A 20619-nucleotide genomic window follows, 5' to 3' on the forward strand; every position below is an offset into this window, starting at 1 on the left:
CTCCTGTCTTAGCGTGCCGACTGAATAGCCGCGGAGGACTGTTCAAAGTGATAGCGACCGGTTTTCAGGCTGCTTGGTCCTTTACGGGCGAACTTGAACATCAGGAAAAGCTCAGCCACCAGGAACAGGGTATACAGACCGCAGATCAGTACCATGGAGAAGATCAGGTCACCCGCCGTCAGTGACGAATTGGCGACCGCCGTCGGTAATACTTCACCGATAGCCCACGGCTGGCGGCCATATTCAGCAACAAACCATCCTGCTTCAACGGCAATCCATGGCAGTGGCAAAGCGTAGAACGCAGCACGTAACAGCCATTTTTTCTCGCCAATGCGGTTACGAATCACGGTCCAGAAGGACGCGCCGATAATCAACAGCATAAGCACGCCGCACGCCACCATAATACGGAAAGCAAAGTACAGCGGCGCGACGCGAGGAATCGAATCTTTGGTCGCCTGCGCGATCTGCGCTTCCGTAGCTTGAGGAATATTGTCGGTATAGCGTTTCAGCAGCAGACCATAACCGAGGTCTTTTTTCACGTTGTTAAATTCATCGCGAACGGCTGGATCGGTAGACCCCGCACGCAGTTGTTCCAGCAGCGAGTAGGCTTTCATCCCGTTACGGATACGCTGTTGGTGCTGCGCCATCAGATCTTTCAGGCCAGTCACCTGCTTATCCACGGAGCGGGTCGCGATAATACCCAACGCATAAGGGATCTGAATCGAAAAGTGGTTCTCTTGTGCATCCTGATCGGGAATACCAAACAGAGTAAAGGACGCCGGAGCCGGCTGAGTATCCCATTCCGCTTCGATTGCCGCCAGTTTGGTTTTCTGCACATCACCCATTTCATAACCGGATTCATCACCGAGGACGATAACAGAGAGAACTGCCGCCATACCAAAGCTGGCTGCGATGGCGAAGGAACGCTTCGCAAAGGCGAAATCACGGCCTTTGAGCATATACCAGGCACTGATGCCAAGGATGAACATCGCGCCGGTCACATAGCCAGATGCCACGGTGTGAACGAATTTCACCTGAGCCACCGGGTTCAGCACCAGCTCGGAGAAGCTGACCATCTCCATACGCATGGTTTCAAAGTTGAAATCCGACGCGATAGGATTCTGCATCCAGCCGTTAGCGACGAGGATCCACAACGCCGACAGGTTCGACCCCAGCGCCACCAGCCAGGTAACAGCCATGTGCTGAACTTTGCCAAGACGATCCCAACCGAAGAAGAACAGACCGACAAAGGTAGATTCGAGGAAGAAAGCCATCAGACCTTCAATGGCCAGCGGCGCACCGAAGATATCACCGACGTAGTGAGAGTAGTAAGACCAGTTAGTCCCGAACTGGAACTCCATGGTCAGACCGGTTGCCACACCCAGGGCGAAGTTGATACCAAACAACTTGCCCCAGAATTTGGTCATATCTTTATAAATCTGTTTGCCGGAAAGGACGTAAACCGTTTCCATGATGGCCAGCAGGAACGCCATACCCAGCGTCAGCGGCACAAAAAGGAAGTGGTACATCGCGGTCAAGGCAAACTGTAAGCGCGACAGTTCGACTATATCTAACATCATGACTCCTTGCTCATCGCATGAAGACTCCGAGAGTGAACCCCGTTAGAAAGGGTCACACGCATGCCCCAATACAAATGTATTTGCTTCTTTTCTTCACACCCTCTTCTTAGTCAAGAAAACGGCAGTGCTGGAAAGTTACAAACATGTTAACAAAACACCCAAATTGATCCCGTGATTATATTACGCTGCAAAACCCTTACAATAAATAGGTTTTTATTGTGATAAATTTGCAATTTTCGACAGCGATCAATTTATAGCGAAAACACCCTGATTTGGTCAATTTGATCCGCAACAATTTAACTCCATTTCGCATTTATTTCCAAGCTTTAAACATTGATATAAATCAATTTTCACTTTAAATGTTAATTATGTTTACCATGTGAGTCATAGGTAGCACGCTGGTTAATGATATGTTTTTCAAGAGTGTCGTCAGTTACTAAAAATGATAGTCCATCTATTCAATTTCGGAGCGGAATTTAATGGCAGAAAGGGCGGTGAGTTAAATCAGCCATAAACGTAAAAGACTATATAGTTCACAGATTTTTTTTATCAAGTTAACACCATATATTTTTTTGTTTATATTATTTATCATTGCATTCACTTTAAGTTAACACAGCTAAGTAACTATCTCATTATCAAGTAAATGCGCTGCATGACCGCCTTTCTTGCCCCGGTGCCGCGCAACGTTCTGCCTCTGGCCTGCGTTCAGCAAAGCCCTTTTTCCTCATCTGTCGCGATTTGCCCTCCCCCTCCAGGTCACATTGTATTCAGCGCTTATCACCTGAGTAATGGAAGGCGTAGAACAAAAATGGTTTACGATAAATCACTGATGATCCAAATACGCCACAGTCAACGTATCAACAGCTTAAAGTCTACAGGAAGTTATCAGGAGAAAAAATGATGCAGACGATAGTCTATTTATCGCTCGCACTGACCGATAAATACCAATAAGAAACATAACCATATGATATATAATGATTTTAATACTATACAAGCGAACAATCACACGCAGAAAAATAGACTAAAAGAGAAAACTGTTCACTACAATCATGCATGTCAATTAACGGGTCACAATCATCAGCCCAAAATATTCGCCTCTATTTAATCTCATCAACGCGCTAAATAATTATAGGGAGAGATAATCAATCCAGGATATTGTCTGAGTAGGCTACGGTAAACCATAAATTTCCGAACGTGCTGTTATTATCCATAATTTTGCGTAATTAATCTGGCAGGATAAATATATCCCCTAAAGAATTCGTGTTGCATGACAAAACGGTTAACCGTGTTGAACTGCGCTGGCTACGAAGGAGTGAGGTCGCAGGCCTAATCACGCGGCAAAGCAACGGTCCGCATCAATGAGATGAGTCACAGCCCGGCCGACGCACATGCAGCCTGACGTAGAGCAAAAAGCGTGGAGTTTAGTGGTAACTAAATGAATTAAAAACAAAAAAGGCCATCATCAGATGGCCAACCATGTCGAAACTGAACCAGCCCTTGACCATGCAGACAATCAGGGCTGTTTTTTTACTTATGACTTAATGACAGTTTTCAGCGCTTCGCCGATATCCGCCAGGCTACGGACGGTTTTCACGCCTGCGGCTTCCAGCGCGGCGAATTTCTCATCCGCCGTCCCTTTACCACCCGCGATAATCGCTCCTGCGTGACCCATACGCTTGCCTTTCGGCGCGGTAACGCCCGCGATGTAACCAACAACCGGTTTGGTTACGTGATCTTTGATGTAGGCCGCCGCCTCTTCTTCCGCGCTACCGCCGATCTCACCGATCATCACGATCGCCTCCGTCTGCGGATCTTCCTCGAACAGTTTCAGGATATCGATGAAGTTAGAGCCCGGAATCGGGTCGCCGCCGATGCCCACACAGGTGGACTGGCCGAAACCGTAGTCAGTGGTCTGCTTAACCGCTTCATAGGTCAGCGTACCGGAACGGGACACGATACCCACTTTGCCCGGCTGGTGGATGTGGCCCGGCATGATGCCGATTTTGCACTCGCCTGGGGTGATCACGCCCGGGCAGTTCGGCCCGATCATGCGTACGCCCGCTTCGTCAAGCTTCACTTTCACCGTCAGCATATCCAGCGTCGGGATACCTTCGGTGATGGTGATAATCAGTTTGATGCCCGCGTCGACAGCTTCCAGAATGGAGTCCTTGCAGAACGGCGCCGGAACGTAGATAACCGTTGCGGTGGCGCCAGTGGCCTCTACCGCTTCACGCACGGTATTGAACACCGGCAGACCCAGATGCGTGGTGCCGCCTTTGCCTGGCGTGACGCCGCCCACCATCTGCGTACCATAAGCAATCGCCTGTTCGGAGTGGAAAGTCCCCTGGCTACCGGTAAAGCCCTGGCAGATAACCTTGGTGTTTTTATCGATTAAAACAGACATTATTTCCCCTCCACTGCGGCAACAACCTGCTGAGCTGCATCCGTCAGACTTTTCGCTGCAATAATATTCAGGCCGCTGTCAGCCAATTTTTTCGCGCCCAGTTCGGCGTTGTTGCCTTCCAGACGGACAACCACCGGTACGTTAACGCCCACTTCAGCAACCGCGCCGATGATACCGTCAGCAATCAGATCGCAACGAACAATACCGCCGAAGATGTTAACCAGAACCGCTTTCACGTTGTCATCGGAGAGGATGATTTTGAACGCTTCGGTCACGCGCTCTTTGGTCGCGCCGCCGCCTACGTCGAGGAAGTTAGCCGGTTCGCCGCCGTGCAGCTTAACGATGTCCATCGTGCCCATCGCCAGACCGGCTCCGTTAACCATGCAGCCGATGTTGCCGTCCAGCGCAACATAGTTCAGTTCCCACTGCGCCGCCTGGGCTTCACGCGGGTCTTCCTGAGACTGGTCGCGCATTTCGCGCAGATCCGGCTGGCGGAACAGCGCGTTGCCGTCAGCGCCCAGTTTGCCGTCGAGACAGATCAGATCGCCCTGTTTAGTGATCACCAGCGGGTTGATTTCGATCAGCGCCAGATCGCGCTCAAGGAAAATGGTCGCCAGCCCCATAAAGATCTTCGTAAATTGCTGAACCTGCTTGCCTTCCAGACCCAGTTTGAACGCCAGCTCGCGCCCCTGATACGGCATCGGACCCGCCAGCGGATCGAGGGCGATTTTGTGGATCAGGTGCGGGGTCTCTTCCGCCACTTTTTCGATCTCCACGCCGCCTTCGGTGGAAGCCATAAAGACCACCCGACGGGAGCTACGGTCAACAACCGCGCCCAGGTACAGCTCTTTATCAATATCGGTCGCCGCTTCAACCAGAATCTGGTTAACCGGCTGGCCGTTGGCGTCTGTCTGGTAGGTCACCAGACGTTTGCCCAGCCAGTGCTCCGCGAACGCGCGAATCTCTTCTTTACTGTTAACAACCTTCACACCGCCCGCTTTGCCGCGGCCACCTGCGTGAACCTGACATTTAACTACCCACGGGCCCGCGCCGATTTTTGAAGCGGCTTCTTCTGCTTCACGCGGAGTAGCACAGGCATAACCCACCGGCGCCGGTAAGCCATAGCGGGCAAAAAGTTGTTTTGCCTGATATTCATGTAAGTTCATGTGTTCTGTCCATCCTTCAGGGAATAATTATCTTTAAACCTGTAGGCCTGATAAGACGCGCCAGCGTCGCCATCAGGCATCTCATCAACGCCTTATCGGGCCTACGGTAGGTAATACTCTTGCTGACTAAACGTCCAGCAACAGACGCGTCGGATCTTCCAGCAGCTCTTTAATCGCCACCAGGAAACCGACCGATTCGCGTCCGTCGATCAGACGGTGATCATAGGAGAGCGCCAGATACATCATTGGCAGAATTTCTACTTTGCCATTCACCGCCATCGGACGGTCTTTAATGGCATGCATACCCAGAATCGCGCTCTGCGGTGGGTTAATGATTGGCGTGGACATCAGAGAACCAAAAACGCCGCCGTTAGTAATGGTGAAGTTACCGCCGGTCAGGTCATCCACGGTCAGCTTGCCGTCACGCCCTTTCACTGCCAGTTCTTTAATTTTCTTCTCAATATCCGCCATACCCAGCAGATCCACATCACGCAGAACCGGGGTAACCAGGCCGCGCGGCGTGGAAACCGCCATGCTGACATCGAAGTAGTTGTGATACACCACGTCGTCGCCATCAATGGAGGCGTTCACTTCCGGGTAGCGTTTCAGCGCTTCAACCACCGCTTTCACGTAGAAGGACATAAAGCCCAGACGGATACCGTGCCGTTTTTCAAACGCTTCGCCATACTGCTTGCGCAGATCCATAATCGGCTTCATGTTGACTTCGTTGAACGTCGTCAGCATCGCGGTGGAGTTTTTCGCTTCCAGCAGACGTTCGGCTACGCGCTTGCGCAGACGGGTCATCGGCACGCGTTTTTCAGAACGGTTACCCAGTTGTGCAGCCGGAACCGCCGCTTCTGGCGCTTTCGCTTCTTCTTTTTTCGCCGGCACGCTCGCCAGATATTTTTCAATATCTTCACGGGTGAGACGGCCACCCACGCCGGTACCTTGAATTACCGACGCGTCAAGGCTATGTTCCGCCAGCAGACGACGAATCGCCGGACTCAGCGCATCGTTGTTTTGTTCTTCCAGAGAGGCCTGCTGACGCTGGGCCGGCGTTGATTCTTTGGTATCGGCCTTCGCGTCGGACTCTTTGCCCGCGCTGTTACCTTCGCGCAGGCGCCCCAGAATCTGACGAGAGAGCACGGTGGCGCCTTCATCTTCAATAACTGCATCCAGAATGCCATCCGCTGAAGCCGGTACTTCCAGTACCACTTTGTCAGTTTCGATTTCTACCAGCACTTCGTCACGAACAACCGCATCGCCCGGTTTTTTATGCCAGGTTGCAACCGTTGCATCAGCTACGGACTCAGGCAGGTCGGGAACCAGAATATCTACGCTACTCATTATGTATCCTTTAATTAATCGACGTTCAGCGCGTCATTGACCAGATCTTGTTGCTGTTTCTGGTGAACGGACAAATACCCCACCGCCGGAGAGGCGGAGGCCGGGCGGCCTGCATAACGCAGAGAAGCCCCAAACGGAATCACTTCGCGGAAGTGATGCTGGCTACAGTACCAGGCGCCCTGGTTGAGCGGCTCTTCCTGACACCAGATAAAATCATGCACATGCGCGTAAGGTTTCAGCGCCTCCTGCACCGCCTGATGCGGGAACGGATAAAGCTGTTCAATACGCACAATGGCAACATCTTTCTGCTCATTTTTGCGGCGGCGTTCCAGCAGATCGTAATAAACTTTACCCGCACACAGCACAACGCGCTTCACCGCTTTCGGATCGAGATCGTCGATTTCCCCGATTGCGGGCTGGAAAGTCCCGTTGGCCAGTTCCTCCATGCTGGAAACCGCCAGCGGATGACGCAGCAAGGATTTCGGCGACATCACGATCAGCGGACGACGCATACCGCGCAGCGCCTGACGGCGCAGCATATGGTAAACCTGCGCCGGCGTTGACGGCACGCAAACTTGCATATTCTGCTCGGCGCAAAGTTGCAGATAACGCTCCAGCCGCGCGGAAGAATGCTCCGGCCCCTGACCTTCATAACCGTGTGGCAATAACATCACCAGACCGCACATCCGGCCCCATTTCTGCTCGCCGGAAGAGATGAACTGATCGATAACCACCTGCGCGCCGTTGGCGAAATCACCAAACTGCGCTTCCCAGATAGTCAGCGTGCGCGGTTCCGCGGTGGCATAACCATATTCAAACGCCAGCACCGCTTCTTCAGACAGGACCGAATCCCAGACCTTAAAGTGCCCCTGGCCATTATGCACGTGCTGCAGGGGCGTATAGGTGGAACCATTTTTCTGGTTATGAATCACCGCATGACGATGGAAGAAGGTACCGCGCCCGGAGTCTTCTCCGGACAAACGCACGGAAATGCCTTCATCAACCAGCGTGGCGTATGCGAGATTCTCCGCCCCGCCCCAGTCGAACAGTTTCTCTCCGGCAGCCATCGCCTGACGATCGCCATAAATTTTCGCTACGCGGGACTGCATCTCCACAGCTTCCGGCACGGTACTGATGCGTTTCGCCAGCTCCTGCAAACGTTTAGGTTCGACTTTGTCCGGATAGCTCTCATCCCACTCATGGTTGAGATACGGGGACCAGGTAAAAGAGTGCATGTTCATCGGACGCCACTCTTTGACCACGCATTCACCGGCATCCAGCGCATCGCGGTAGAGGTTGACCATTTCAGTCGCATCTTCCAGGGTCGCGACCTTTTCCGCTTCCAGCTTATCAGCGTAGATTTTGCGCGGGGTCGGATGTTTTTTGATTTTCTGGTACATCAGCGGCTGAGTTGCGCTCGGCTCATCGGCTTCATTATGGCCATGACGGCGGTAGCACACCAGGTCGATGAAGACATCGCGTTTAAAGGTGTTGCGGAAGTCCAGCGCCACGCGAGTAACGAAAGCCACCGCTTCCGGATCATCGGCGTTAACGTGGAAAATCGGTGCCTGTACCATTTTACCGATATCGGTGCAGTACGGGGTGGAGCGCGCATCCAGCGGGTTGGAGGTGGTGAAACCCACCTGGTTGTTGATAACGATGCGCACGGTGCCGCCCACTTCGTAACCACGCGCCTTAGACATGTTCAGGGTTTCCTGAACCACGCCCTGGCCCGTCACCGCGGCGTCGCCGTGGATGGTAATGGGCAGCACTTTATTGCTGCTCGGCTCATCCAGACGGTCGAGACGGGCGCGCACGGAACCAATCACCACCGGGCTGACGATCTCCAGGTGCGACGGGTTAAACGCCAGCGCCAGGTGCACCAGGCCACCTTCGGTTTCCATATCGGACGAGAAGCCCATATGGTACTTCACATCGCCGGTACCGAGTTGCTCTTTATGTTTACCGGAGAATTCATCAAACAGATCCTGGGGTTTTTTACCCAGCACGTTGACCAGCACGTTCAGACGACCACGGTGCGCCATGCCCAGCACCACTTCGCGGGAACCGCTCTTACCCGCATGGCGGATAATCTCTTTCAGCATCGGGATCAGCGCGTCGCCACCTTCCAGCGAGAAACGTTTTGCGCCGGGGAATTTCGCGCCGAGGTAGCGTTCCAGCCCTTCAGCCGCCGTCAGTTCGCTGAGAAAGCGTTTTTTCTCTTCGCCGCTAAAGTTCGCTTTTCCTGCTACCGACTCAATACGCTGCTGGATCCAGCGTTTTTCTTCGGTAGACGTGATGTGCATATATTCCGCACCGATTGAGCCGCAGTAGGTTTGCCTGAGGGCGGAAATCAACTCGCCCAGCTTCATCGTATCTTTACCGATGGCAAAAGATCCGACGTTGTAGCTTTCCTGAAAATCAGCCTCAGTCAGATCGTGGTATGCCGGATCGAGATCCGCCACTCGCTCTTGCTGCCACAGCCCCAGCGGATCGAGATTCGCATGCTGGTGACCACGGAAGCGGTATGCGTTGATGAGCTGCAGGACTTTCACCTGCTTGACATTGGTGTCAGGGTCGGAAATTGAAGAAGTGTAACGTGAGGCATCCTTCGCCAGGCGGCGGAAATAATCACGCGTTTTGGAATGGAATTGATCCGGTTTGACTCCGGTGCCAGGTAACTGCTGGAACATAGAACGCCAGTTAGCGTCAACAGAGTCAGGATCGGTTAAGAAGTCTTCATAGAGCTGTTCTATCCAGCTCTGGTTCGAGCCAGAGAGGTAAGAAGAGTCCAGCCAGGCTTTCATTGCGCCGTTCTGCATCGTGATCCCTTAAGCATTTATATGCTTACTTCGCCATGGATACTACCACGCACATTGCTGTGCGTGCCGGGGTTCACTTGCGAGCTCTTCTCTGTGTAGCGGCTCGCGAAGGAACCTTTAGAAACTGTCTAAATAATCTTCGTCGTTCCGGCTGCGACTGCGTTGCGGCTTTCACTCACCCCAGTCACATAGTCAACTATGCTCCAGGGAATTCGTTCAACCGCGCCTTGTCTCGCGCTGAACGTCTCGATTATTTACTTATCTGGCAGTTTTTAAAGGTTTCTGCAATTTGCCCGGTGGCGCTACGCTAACCGGGCCTACTGTTACGTAGGCCGGATAAGCGCAGCGCCATCCGGCGTTGTTACTTACGCACTGCGCTGCAACAACATCGACTTAATATGACCGATGGCGCGCGTCGGGTTCAGCCCCTTAGGACATACGCTGACGCAGTTCATGATGCTATGACAGCGGAATACGCTGAATGCATCGTTCAATCCTTCGAGGCGCTCGCTGGTTTCCGTATCGCGGCTGTCGATCAGGAAGCGATACGCGGCCAGCAGGCCCGCCGGACCAATAAACTTGTCCGGGTTCCACCAGAAGGACGGGCACGAAGTTGAACAGCATGCACAAAGGATACACTCATACAGCCCATCAAGCTTTTCACGCTGCTCTGGCATCTGCAAATGCTCGCGAGCGGGTGGATTTTGCCCATTATTCAATAAATAAGGCTTAATCTTCTCATATTGTGCATAGAATTGCCCCATGTCTACCACCAGGTCGCGGATAACCGGTAAACCGGGTAGTGGGCGAATCACAATTTTCTTGCCCGGCTGGTTCAGCGCTGAAATCGGCGTGATGCACGCCAGGCCATTTTTACCGTTCATATTCAGGCCATCTGAACCACACACGCCTTCACGGCATGAACGACGGAAAGAGAGGCTGGGATCTTTTTCTTTAAGCTGAATTAATGCATCCAGCAGCATCATATCGCGCCCTTCTTCGCCCTCCAGGGTGTAATCCTGCATACGCGGAGCGTCATCAACATCCGGGTTATAGCGATAAATTGAAAACTCGAGTTTCATTGTCCTGTCTCCGCATTAGTAAGTACGAATCTTCGGCGGGAATGCCGGGCGCAGTTTCGGTTCCATATTGACGCTTCGACGCGTCATGGATTCCGTCTCTGGCAGATACAGGGTATGGCACAGCCAGTTTTCATCATCGCGATCCGGGAAGTCGAAGCGGCTATGCGCGCCACGGCTTTCGGTACGGAAGTTGGCGGAGACGGCCGTTGCAAATGCCGTTTCCATCAGGTTGTCCAGCTCCAGGCACTCCACGCGCTGGGTGTTGAATTCGCTGGAGGTGTCGTCCAGACGGGCATTTTTCAGACGCTCGCGGATCACCTTCAGTTGCTCAAGCCCTTTCGCCATCGCGTCGCCTTCACGGAACACCGAGAAGTTGTGCTGCATACACTCCTGCAACGCTTTACGGATAGTGACCGGATCTTCGCCGTCACGGTTGTTGTTCCAGCGGTTGAGACGTTCCAGAGAGGCCTCAATGTCAGACTCGCTGGCGTCACGCAGCGCGCCCTGCTCGGCGATGGACTCCTGCAGATGCAGACCGGCCGCACGCCCGAAGACTACCAGGTCAAGCAGCGAGTTGCCGCCCAGGCGGTTAGCGCCGTGTACGGATACGCAGGCAATTTCACCCACCGCGAACAGACCAGGAATCACCACATCTTCGCCCTGCTCGTTCACGGTCAGCGCCTGACCGGTTACTTTGGTCGGGATGCCGCCCATCATATAGTGACAGGTTGGGATCACCGGAATCGGCTCTTTCACCGGGTCAACGTGGGCAAAGGTACGGGACAATTCGAGGATCCCCGGCAGACGGGATTCGAGCACTTCTTTCCCCAGATGGTCGAGCTTCAGTTTGGCATGCGGCCCCCACGGGCCGTCGCAGCCGCGACCTTCGCGGATTTCGATCATAATAGAACGCGCGACCACGTCACGACCGGCCAGGTCCTTCGCGTTCGGGGCATAGCGCTCCATAAAGCGCTCGCCGTGTTTATTCAGCAGATAACCGCCTTCGCCACGGCAGCCTTCTGTCACCAGCACGCCCGCGCCCGCAATACCGGTCGGGTGGAACTGCCACATTTCCATATCCTGCACCGGAACGCCGGCGCGCAACGCCATACCGACGCCGTCGCCGGTGTTGATATGCGCGTTAGTGGTGGACTGGTAAATACGGCCTGCGCCGCCGGTCGCCAGCACGGTTGCGCGCGCTTTGAAGTAAACCACTTCGCCGGTTTCGATACACAGGGCGGTACAACCTACCACTGCGCCGTCGGCATTTTTCACCAGATCCAGCGCATACCATTCAGAAAAAATAGTGGTATGGTTTTTCAAATTCTGTTGATACAACGTATGCAGCAATGCGTGACCGGTACGGTCAGCCGCCGCCGCGGTACGCGCCGCCTGTTCGCCGCCGAAGTTTTTCGACTGGCCGCCGAACGGACGCTGATAGATACGGCCATCGTCAAGACGGGAGAAAGGCAGCCCCATGTGCTCCAGTTCCAGAATCGCTTCCGGGCCGGTTTTGCACATATATTCAATGGCATCCTGGTCACCGATGTAGTCAGACCCTTTTACGGTATCGTACATGTGCCATTCCCAGTTATCTTCATGGGTATTACCGAGCGCCACGGTGATGCCACCTTGTGCGGATACGGTATGGGAACGGGTTGGGAAGACTTTGGAGAGCAGCGCACAGGTCTGGCCGCTTTGGGAAATTTGCAGCGCTGCGCGCATACCTGCGCCGCCTGCGCCAATAACAACAGCATCAAATTCTCTGACTGGCAGTTTCATTACACACCCCACACCACAACAAATCCATAAATGACGTAAACCACCAGCGCAACAACGATAGCAAGTTGCAGCACAAGACGCACGGCCAGCGGTTTAACGTAGTCGGTCAATACCTGCCACATGCCAATCCAGGCATGAATCAAGATGGAAAAAAGCGCCAGCAGGGTAAAGACTTTGGTGAATGACGATGAGAAGAAACCGCGCCAGAGTTCAAAAGTGAGTTCGCCGCTTGTGGCGAAGAAACCCACCATATAGATGATATATAACGTCAGAACGATAGCGGTGGCACGGACAAGGATGAAGTCATGTACGCCATTGCGTCCTAATGCGGAGGCGTTGCTTACCATACGAGGACTCCTGCGAGAAGTGAAAGCACGACAGTGATAACAAAAGAGATTTTGGCTGAGCGTTTACCCGCTTCGAATGTTTCTTCCAGATAACCAAAATCCATCATCATGTGACGAATGCCGACCACGACGTGATATGCCAGCGCGGTAAGAATGCCCCACATAATAAATTTAACAATGAAGCTATCCATGATAGCGGACGCTTGCTGGAATCCTTCAGGGGAAGAGAGGCTGGTGCCCAGTAACCACAACAGGATCCCGACCGCCACGAAAGTGATCACACCGGAAACGCGATGGAGAATGGACGCTATCGCCGTGATTGGGAACCGGATCGTTGTCAGATCCAGATTGACAGGTCTTTGTTTTTTCACATTTCTTACCATGAATAACGCCCACATGCTGTTCTTATTGTTTCCTTCCTCCGGTCTGCTTGCGGGTCAGACAGCGTCCTTATCTATAACCTGAAGTCATGTTAAAACTCTTTTTCAGGAGTTAAAACGTGACGAAAATAACGCTGGGTGGCTCGGGATTGCAGGGTATTCCGGAGACCTGGCGGCAGTATAGGCCGTTCACAAAATCATTACAATTAACCTACATATAGTTTGTCGGGTTTTCTCCCGAACAGTGATCAATATCACGATAACAACATATTTTTAAAATTTAATCATCTGATTTGACAAATATTAAACATTATTGTTACAACCATTACCAGATAAATGCGATAATGCACAAAAGTTATCGGGTCATGCTTTTACCTGAGAATAAGTTATGTAACAGTGAGAGAGTATTGACCGATGTAATCAGGACAGTTATTAGTGGTATATAGTTTATAAAATTCGGACTGCTAAAACGCTGATTTGCTGTTGTTTCATCGTAGACAGAAGGCGTACCATCAAGCGCCCTTGCTCTGTACCCTGCCCTGTTCCGCGACGCAGAGCGATGTGCAACATAACAAACTGGTAATGTTATCTGCTACGGGCCGAATGCAAATCCACCACCCGGCAGTCTTAAGCAATAAAGGCGCTAAGGAGACCATAAATGTCTGATGCTAAAGCAAAAATCACCCTGGGTGGTGATACTGCTATCGAACTGGATGTGCTAAAGGGCACGCTCGGTCAGGATGTTATTGATATTCGTAGCCTTGGTTCAAAGGGCGTATTTACTTTTGATCCTGGTTTTACCTCAACCGCATCCTGCGAATCTAAAATCACTTTTATCGATGGCGATGAAGGTATCCTGCTGCATCGCGGTTTCCCGATCGATCAGTTAGCCACCGATTCCAACTATCTGGAAGTGTGTTACATCCTGCTGAACGGTGAAAAGCCGACTCAGGCCCAGTACGACGAATTCAAAACCATCGTTACCCGCCACACCATGATTCACGAACAGATCACCCGTCTGTTCCACGCATTCCGCCGCGACTCTCACCCGATGGCCGTAATGTGCGGTATCACCGGCGCGCTGGCCGCGTTTTACCACGATTCGCTGGATGTAAATAATCCGCGTCACCGCGATATCGCCGCGTTCCGCCTGCTCTCCAAAATGCCGACCATGGCGGCGATGTGTTACAAATATTCGATTGGCCAGCCTTTCGTTTATCCGCGCAACGACCTTTCTTACGCGGGTAATTTCCTGAATATGATGTTCTCCACGCCGTGTGAAAAGTATGAGGTAAACCCGATACTGGAGCGCGCCATGGACCGTATTCTGATCCTTCATGCCGATCACGAACAGAACGCCTCAACCTCCACTGTTCGTACCGCGGGCTCTTCCGGCGCTAACCCGTTTGCCTGTATTGCGGCGGGCATTGCCTCCCTGTGGGGGCCGGCGCACGGCGGCGCCAACGAGGCGGCACTGAAGATGCTGGAAGAGATCAGCTCCGTTCAACACATTCCGGAGTTTGTCCGTCGCGCGAAAGACAAGAACGACTCTTTCCGTCTGATGGGCTTTGGCCACCGCGTGTATAAAAACTACGATCCACGTGCGACCGTTATGCGTGAAACCTGCCACCAGGTGCTCAAAGAACTGGGCACCAAAGACGATCTGCTGGAAGTGGCCATGGAGCTTGAGCACATCGCGCTCAACGACCCGTACTTTATTGAGAAAAAACTCTATCCGAACGTCGATTTTTATTCCGGCATCATCCTGAAAGCGATGGGTATTCCCTCCTCCATGTTCACCGTTATCTTCGCGATGGCGCGTACCGTGGGCTGGATCGCGCACTGGAACGAAATGCACAGCGACGGCATGAAAATCGCTCGCCCACGTCAGCTGTACACCGGCTACGAAAAACGCGATTTCCAGAACGATATCAAGCGGTAAGCCTGATATGACGAAAACGCGCCTTCTGGCGCGTTTTCGCGTGCTGACAAACCCGTATCAGATATTGTGCCCGCATTTCCGCCGGGTGGCGGCTAACGCCTTACCCGGCCCATAACCTCTTTAATATCAATAGATTATGTATCACCAGCAGGCCCGCGCAAGCGAAGCGCCGCCGGGCGATTCCGGAAGAGCAAACCGGCCGGCAATCTCACCGGCTAATGCTGGCATCCTGGACACCAGTAAAACGGTCTTGACGACAGCATCGTTCTCTCGATAATCCCGCCGCAGCGCTCACAATTCTCCCCTTCGCGATGAAAAACCTTAAAGCGAAACAGCGCGCCGTGATGCTTATCATCATCAACCAGGCCGCGAGTATTGTAGGACAGCCGCGGAATATCCAGCAGCGCCTGAGCCAGCACATCAAGCTGTTTATTATCAAGTCCGGATGCCTTGTGCCGCCCGGTTAACCCCGCCTGCCAGAGAATCTCTACGCGTAAATAATTCCCCAGCCCCGCAAGAAACGCCTGATCCAGCAACAGCCCGGAGAACTGACGATTGCGGAATTTCGCCGACAGCAGACGCGCTTTAACTTTCTCAACGGTAAGCGTCATATCGAGCACATCCGGCCCGACCCGCAGCAAAAACGGATGTCGGGCGAGCTGTTCAGGCGTCAGTATTTCAATATCAGAGGCGCTATAGAGCAAAATCGCCTTGCAGGCGGTCTGCAAGCGAACGCGCAAAATACGCGTCGTTTCAGGTTGTTCCCCCGCGTCGACCACTCGCCAGACGCCATACAACTGATTGTGGCTATAAAGCGTTAACCCGCCAGAGAAGTGAGTGAGCAGGGCTTTACCGCGGGTTTCAATACCTGTCACCTGTTGACCAACCAGCTGTGACTGATAAGCGTGTAACTGCGGGAAGGCGAACCACGCCTCAGTCAACGGTTCGCCTTTGATCGCCGCTTCCAGGCTATCCGCCGCACGGCGAATTTCCGGACCTTCCGGCATAATAATGTCCTTGTCTTAATGCGTTGCGCCGCCGACCGCTTTCACATCGCCATCCTGGCGTAAAGCAACGGCAATCGCGATCTCCAGCGCCGCACGTACCGTCTCTGCCGCCATACTCGCTTCGCCGGGATGAGCCGCAGCCTGCTCCGGCAAATAGGGGATATGAATAAATCCCCCCTTCACGCCGCATTTACCCTGTAGCCGATGCAGCAGACCATACATCACATGGTTACAGACAAATGTTCCCGCCGTCTGCGACACCGACGCCGGGATCCCACGCTCGCGCAGCGCCGCAACGATCGCTTTAATCGGCAGCGTGCTGAAATACGCCGCCGGACCATCGGCAATAATCGGTACGTCGATCGGCTGCAGGCCTTTATTGTCCGGAATTCGCGCATCATCAACGTTAATCGCCACCCGTTCCACGGTGATATCGACGCGCCCGCCCGCCTGACCAATCGCCAGCGTCAAGACGGGCTCCAGCTCGTCCAGCGCCGCGTTGAGTACCGCCAGGGCATCGCCAAATACGCACGGCAGTTGCCGCGCCGTAACGGGCAACCCGGCGATAATAACCCCATCCAGCTGCTTAACCACTTCCCACGAAGGATTAATCGCCTCGCCGCCAAAGGGTTCAAAACCGGTGATCAATACGCCAGCCATCATCCCTCCTTACAGGAACATCAGGAAATAGAGCAAAAATACGTTCACGGTAAGCAGCAGCACACCGGTCGGTACCTGAGCTTTGATCACCGCGTTTTTATCCGGCAGCTCCAGCAGCGCCGCCGGGACGATATTGAAGTTAGCCGCCATCGGGGTCATCAGAGTGCCGCAATAGCCGGAGAACATACCAATCGCCGCCATCACCGCCGGATTTCCGCCATGCTGTAACACCAGAATCGGGATCCCGACACCTGCCGTCACGATGGGGAATGCGGCGAAGGCGTTACCCATCACCATCGTCAGTAGCGCCATGCCGATAGCATAAACGGCAACGGCAATAAACCGGCTGTCCACCGCCAGATAGTGCTGCGTCAACCACGAGATGCTATTGCCGACGCCGGCGGCGGTAAACAGCAGGCCGAGAACCGCCAGGATCTGCGGCAAAATAAACGCCCAGCCGACCGAATCCAGAAGACGGCGCGCCTCCTGTAACGGCTGTGCGGCGGTTTCATGGGTCATGCGGATCGCCATCACCAGGCCGAGCAGCGTTCCCGCGGTCATGGAAAACAGGGTAATCAACGTGGCGTGATTGCCCGCGCCAAAGACAGCAACCTGCAACGCTGGCAGATTGTTAAACAGCAACACGCCAGCAACGGTCACCACCGGAATCGCCAGCGCGGGGAAGAACAGTTTGTTGCCCAGACGCGCGGCGCTGGCGGTGCGCTCTTCCTGCGAACGCTGATGATAGCGGCCGAGGCGAACACCGCCAAAACCGGCAATCAGCGCCAGCACGACAACGATGATACCGACGGCAATATTAACGGTCCGCTTATCGCCGACCAGTTGATACGTCCAGTCGCCAAACAGAAACACCACGCCGTAAAGCCCCCAGAACAGACCGGTCGTCAGCCTGCGCGGGTTCGCTTTATCGCGCCATGACATCACCGCCACCACCAGCAGAACGGCGCCCGCCAGCCAGTACAACCAGGTTTGCTGAAAATTCATGCGGCACCGCCTTTCGCCTGCGCGGCGTTAATCTTGTCCAGCTCACGCTGTAGATGACGGTCCAGACGCCACAGACGAGCGGAGTGGATCAGGAAGGCGCATACCGCCGTAGGGATCCCCCACACGGCGATGTGCAGCGGCTCGGTCTGAATGCCGCCTGACTCCAGCATAAAGTTATGCATAAAGATAATCGCGCCAAAGGCGACAAAAATATCTTCGCCGAAGAACAGGCCAACGTTATCGGTGGCGGCCGACATCGCGCGTAAGCGGTAACGGATATCGCCCGGCAGCGCGCCAAAATTCTTCTCCGCCGCGCCTTCCGCCATCGGCGCCAGCAGCGGACGCACCATCTGCGGATGCCCACCCAGACTGGTTAACCCCAGCGCGGCGGTCACTTCACGTACGAACAGATAGACAATGAGCAAACGGCCCGCTGTTGCGCTGCGGATCTTCGCGATCCACGCCTGCGCGCGCTCTTTCAGCCCATGCCGTTCCAGCAGGCCGATGACCGCCAGCGGCAGCAGAAGAATAAACGGCAGATTGCGGGTATTAAGAAACCCTTCCCCCAGCTTTTCCAGAATGGTCGCGACCGGCATATGCGCCGTCAGCCCGGTGATGATCCCGGAAACAATCACCACCAGAACCGGGTTAAAACGCAAAAGGAATCCAACCACGATTGCGGCAATGCCGATCAGCGGCCAGAGTGATACTGACTGTTCCATAGTAGCATCCTGTATGTTGTGTATTGTTAATTGCTTAATATTATTATTTTACTCTTCTGTTTCCGTGCTCACCTGTATATTGCGCCCGGCAAACGCCGCGCGCAAACGACGGGCAAAATCCAGCGCGTGCTCACCGTCACCATGCAAACAAACGGTTTCCGCTACCACATGCGCCCATTCACCGGTAATGCTCCGAACCCGATTGTGTTGCACCATTTCCAGCGTCTGCGCCAGCGATTGCTCTTCGCTCTCAATCAGCGCGCCAGGCTGCGTGCGCGGCACCAGGCTGCCATCCGCCAGATAGCCGCGATCGGCAAACACTTCCTGACGGGTAGCCAACTGGTAACGTTGTCCGGCGCGAATCAGCTCGCTGCCCGCCAGCCCAACCAGCACCAGATCAGCATCAATATCGCGCACCGCACGGGCAATCGCATCGGCCAGTTGCGGATCTTTCGCCGCCTGGTTATAGAGCATACCGTGCGGCTTAACGTGCTGTAATTCGCCGCCTTGCGCGCGCACCATCGCCGCCAGCGCGCCAACCTGGTACAGCGTTTGCGCATAAACGGTTTCCGGCGGCAGTTGCATAGGCGTCCGTCCGAAGTTCTCCCGGTCAGGGAAGCTCGGATGCGCCCCTACCGCAACGCCATATTTCAGCGCGTCGCGGACGCTCTGCAGCATCATCACCGCATCTCCGGCATGGAAACCGCAGGCGATATTGGCGGAAGAAACCAGTTGCAACAGGGCACTGTCATTGGCGCAGCCTTCACCCAGATCGGCATTTAAATCAATCTTCATTATCAAGTCTCCATGCCAGTTGTTCGAAATAACGCTGTCTGTCGTCACGCGCTTTAAGCGCTTCCTCCAGCGTACAGGGAACAAAGTGGATCGGCTGACCCAGCGGAATTTGCGCCAACTGGTACATATCAGCCTCAATAATACTGGCAATACGCGGATAACCACCGGTCGTCTGGGCATCATTCATCAGTACGATCGGCTGACCGTTGTGCGGAACCTGCACCACGCCGGGCAGCAGGCCGTGAGAGAGCATCTCGCGATCGGTCGTCCGCTTCAGCGGTTGCCCCTGCAGACGGTACCCCATGCGATTGCTTTGCGGACTCAATTGCCAGGGCGAACGCCAGAAAGACGCCTGCGATGCGCTATCAAATTCCTGATATTCCGGCCCAGGCAGCGCACGGATGCGATTGCCGACAGGCAGTTGCTTCACGCCGCGCGGCCCACGAAATTGTTTTTCGGATTTACCCAGTTTCAGCCGGTCGCCATCCTGTAAACGCCGTCCTTCCAGTCCGCCAATCCCCACTTTCAGGTCGGTACTGCGCGAGCCCAACACTTTCGGCACCGCAATGCCCCCCGCCACCGCAAGATAACTACGCACGCCGTGCTGGGGATTTTTGAGCACCAGATGCTGGCCCGCCCTGACCGCCGTCCGCCAGCCGACCCACACCGACTCATCATCCAGCTTCGCCTCACAGGCGGCGCCGGTCAGTGCAAACCAGCCGCTACGTTCAAACTGAATATCCACCTGACCCAGGGTTATCTCCAGCGCCGCGGCGTTGGCGCCGTTACCCACCAGCAAATTGGCGATCACCAGCGCGGGCTTATCCATAGCGCCGCAGCGGCTGATGCCCAACTGACGCAGCCCTTCACGCCCGCCATCCTGTACCGAGGTATACATCCCGGCACGGATTATCTTCAACATACGCCCTCCTTTTGCGGCACAAAACGGACCCGGTCGCCGGAACGCAGCAGCGTCGGCTCCTTGCGCGTCGGATCAAACAGCGCCAGCGGCGTACGCCCCAGTAGCTGCCAGCCTCCCGGCGTCGCCAGCGGGTAGATCCCGGTTTGCGCCCCGCCAATCCCGACCGAACCGGCGGGCACCAGTAGCCGCGGCTCCGCCCGGCGCGGCATCGCCAGTTGTTCCGGCAGGCCGCCAAAATACGGGAACCCAGGCTGGAAGCCAAGAAACCAGACCACGTACTCCACCGAGGCATGCAATTCAACAACCTGCTTTTCGCTCAGGCCGCTATGGCGAGCGACCTCCCCCAGATCCGGGCCGCCTTCGCCACCGTAAACGACCGGGATCGAGACCTGCCGGGATTCCGGTTCGAGCGTATCGCACTCCTCCCACCAGATTTGCAGGCGCTCAATCGCATCCCACGCGGTTTGCTGTGGATTACGCAATATCACGGTAATGTTGTTCATACCGGGAATCGCTTCCACCACCTCAGTATGGCCAATCAGCCGCTGCGCTAACCGCCAAATCCGTTTCTGACTCTCCAGCGTCACCGGTGGCTCCAGCTCCAGCACAACAGCCGTTTCACCTAATAAATAACAACGCGCTCGCTGCACTTTTAC

The 20619-nt window shown here is 54.4% G+C and carries 18 protein-coding genes; 2 read left to right on the plus strand and 16 right to left on the minus strand.

From position 1 onward, the window contains the following. Positions 1 to 8: 8 nt before the first annotated feature. The 9 genes from cydA to sdhC all read right to left on the minus strand — a co-directional run bounded on the left by cydA (position 9) and on the right by sdhC (position 12928). Positions 9 to 1577, minus strand: coding sequence for a cytochrome ubiquinol oxidase subunit I (gene cydA / locus FE839_RS09830; protein ID WP_138360740.1), 1569 nt, complete (start codon positions 1575 to 1577; stop codon positions 9 to 11). Between the two features lie 1534 nt (positions 1578 to 3111). After that, on the minus strand, positions 3112 to 3984 hold the full coding sequence (gene sucD / locus FE839_RS09835; protein WP_138360648.1) for a succinate--CoA ligase subunit alpha: 873 nt from the start codon (positions 3982 to 3984) through the stop codon (positions 3112 to 3114). Then, positions 3984 to 5150, minus strand: coding sequence for an ADP-forming succinate--CoA ligase subunit beta (sucC, locus tag FE839_RS09840; RefSeq protein WP_138360649.1), 1167 nt, complete (start codon positions 5148 to 5150; stop codon positions 3984 to 3986). The genes sucD and sucC overlap by 1 nt, the downstream gene beginning before the upstream one ends. A gap of 126 nt (positions 5151 to 5276) precedes the next feature. Next, the gene (gene odhB / locus FE839_RS09845) at positions 5277 to 6497 is read right to left on the minus strand and encodes a 2-oxoglutarate dehydrogenase complex dihydrolipoyllysine-residue succinyltransferase (protein ID WP_138360650.1); all 1221 of its coding nucleotides are present in this window, start codon (positions 6495 to 6497) and stop codon (positions 5277 to 5279) included. 14 nt (positions 6498 to 6511) lie between these two features. Then, positions 6512 to 9319, minus strand: coding sequence for a 2-oxoglutarate dehydrogenase E1 component (gene sucA / locus FE839_RS09850; protein ID WP_138360651.1), 2808 nt, complete (start codon positions 9317 to 9319; stop codon positions 6512 to 6514). Positions 9320 to 9684: 365 nt separating this feature from the next. Further along, on the minus strand, positions 9685 to 10401 hold the full coding sequence (sdhB, locus tag FE839_RS09855; RefSeq protein ID WP_138360652.1) for a succinate dehydrogenase iron-sulfur subunit SdhB: 717 nt from the start codon (positions 10399 to 10401) through the stop codon (positions 9685 to 9687). Between the two features lie 15 nt (positions 10402 to 10416). Continuing rightward, entirely contained in the window at positions 10417 to 12183 is a 1767-nt protein-coding gene (gene sdhA / locus FE839_RS09860; RefSeq protein ID WP_138360653.1) for a succinate dehydrogenase flavoprotein subunit, read from the minus strand. Beyond that, positions 12183 to 12530, minus strand: coding sequence for a succinate dehydrogenase membrane anchor subunit (gene sdhD / locus FE839_RS09865; RefSeq protein WP_138360654.1), 348 nt, complete (start codon positions 12528 to 12530; stop codon positions 12183 to 12185). The genes sdhA and sdhD overlap by 1 nt, the downstream gene beginning before the upstream one ends. Further along, a complete protein-coding gene (gene sdhC / locus FE839_RS09870; RefSeq protein WP_171034858.1) occupies positions 12524 to 12928 on the minus strand; it encodes a succinate dehydrogenase cytochrome b556 subunit in 405 nt (134 codons plus the stop codon). The genes sdhD and sdhC overlap by 7 nt, the downstream gene beginning before the upstream one ends. Before the next feature lie 326 nt (positions 12929 to 13254). Here sdhC and FE839_RS25080 point away from each other — a divergent pair, with 326 nt between their 5' ends. Both FE839_RS25080 and gltA read left to right on the plus strand, forming a co-directional pair. Continuing rightward, positions 13255 to 13356: a hypothetical protein gene (locus FE839_RS25080; protein ID WP_421808317.1), complete on the plus strand. Its 102-nt coding sequence runs from the start codon at positions 13255 to 13257 to the stop codon at positions 13354 to 13356. Between the two features lie 212 nt (positions 13357 to 13568). After that, positions 13569 to 14852, plus strand: coding sequence for a citrate synthase (gltA, locus tag FE839_RS09875; RefSeq protein WP_138360656.1), 1284 nt, complete (start codon positions 13569 to 13571; stop codon positions 14850 to 14852). A gap of 215 nt (positions 14853 to 15067) precedes the next feature. Here gltA and nei read toward each other — a convergent pair whose 3' ends face one another. From nei to pxpB, 7 genes are read right to left on the minus strand one after another with little or no spacing between them, the layout of a single operon-like run. Further along, the gene (gene nei, locus FE839_RS09880; protein ID WP_138360657.1) at positions 15068 to 15859 is read right to left on the minus strand and encodes an endonuclease VIII; all 792 of its coding nucleotides are present in this window, start codon (positions 15857 to 15859) and stop codon (positions 15068 to 15070) included. 15 nt (positions 15860 to 15874) lie between these two features. Next, on the minus strand, positions 15875 to 16519 hold the full coding sequence (pcp, locus tag FE839_RS09885; protein ID WP_138360658.1) for a pyroglutamyl-peptidase I: 645 nt from the start codon (positions 16517 to 16519) through the stop codon (positions 15875 to 15877). A gap of 9 nt (positions 16520 to 16528) precedes the next feature. Next, complete coding sequence (locus FE839_RS09890; RefSeq protein WP_138360659.1) at positions 16529 to 17524, minus strand: DUF979 domain-containing protein; 996 nt, start codon at positions 17522 to 17524, stop codon at positions 16529 to 16531. Beyond that, positions 17521 to 18246, minus strand: a complete 726-nt coding sequence (locus tag FE839_RS09895) for a DUF969 domain-containing protein (protein WP_138360660.1) — start codon at positions 18244 to 18246, stop codon at positions 17521 to 17523. Before FE839_RS09895 ends, FE839_RS09890 begins: the two co-directional genes overlap by 4 nt. Before the next feature lie 48 nt (positions 18247 to 18294). Beyond that, positions 18295 to 19041: a 5-oxoprolinase subunit PxpA gene (gene pxpA, locus FE839_RS09900; protein WP_138360661.1), complete on the minus strand. Its 747-nt coding sequence runs from the start codon at positions 19039 to 19041 to the stop codon at positions 18295 to 18297. After that, complete coding sequence (gene pxpC / locus FE839_RS09905) at positions 19031 to 19963, minus strand: 5-oxoprolinase subunit PxpC (protein WP_138360662.1); 933 nt, start codon at positions 19961 to 19963, stop codon at positions 19031 to 19033. The genes pxpA and pxpC overlap by 11 nt, the downstream gene beginning before the upstream one ends. After that, complete coding sequence (pxpB, locus tag FE839_RS09910; RefSeq protein ID WP_138360663.1) at positions 19957 to 20613, minus strand: 5-oxoprolinase subunit PxpB; 657 nt, start codon at positions 20611 to 20613, stop codon at positions 19957 to 19959. Before pxpB ends, pxpC begins: the two co-directional genes overlap by 7 nt. Positions 20614 to 20619: the final 6 nt, after the last annotated feature.

The sequence above is a fragment of the Klebsiella indica genome, assembly GCF_005860775.1.
GTDB lineage: Bacteria > Pseudomonadota > Gammaproteobacteria > Enterobacterales > Enterobacteriaceae > Klebsiella > Klebsiella indica.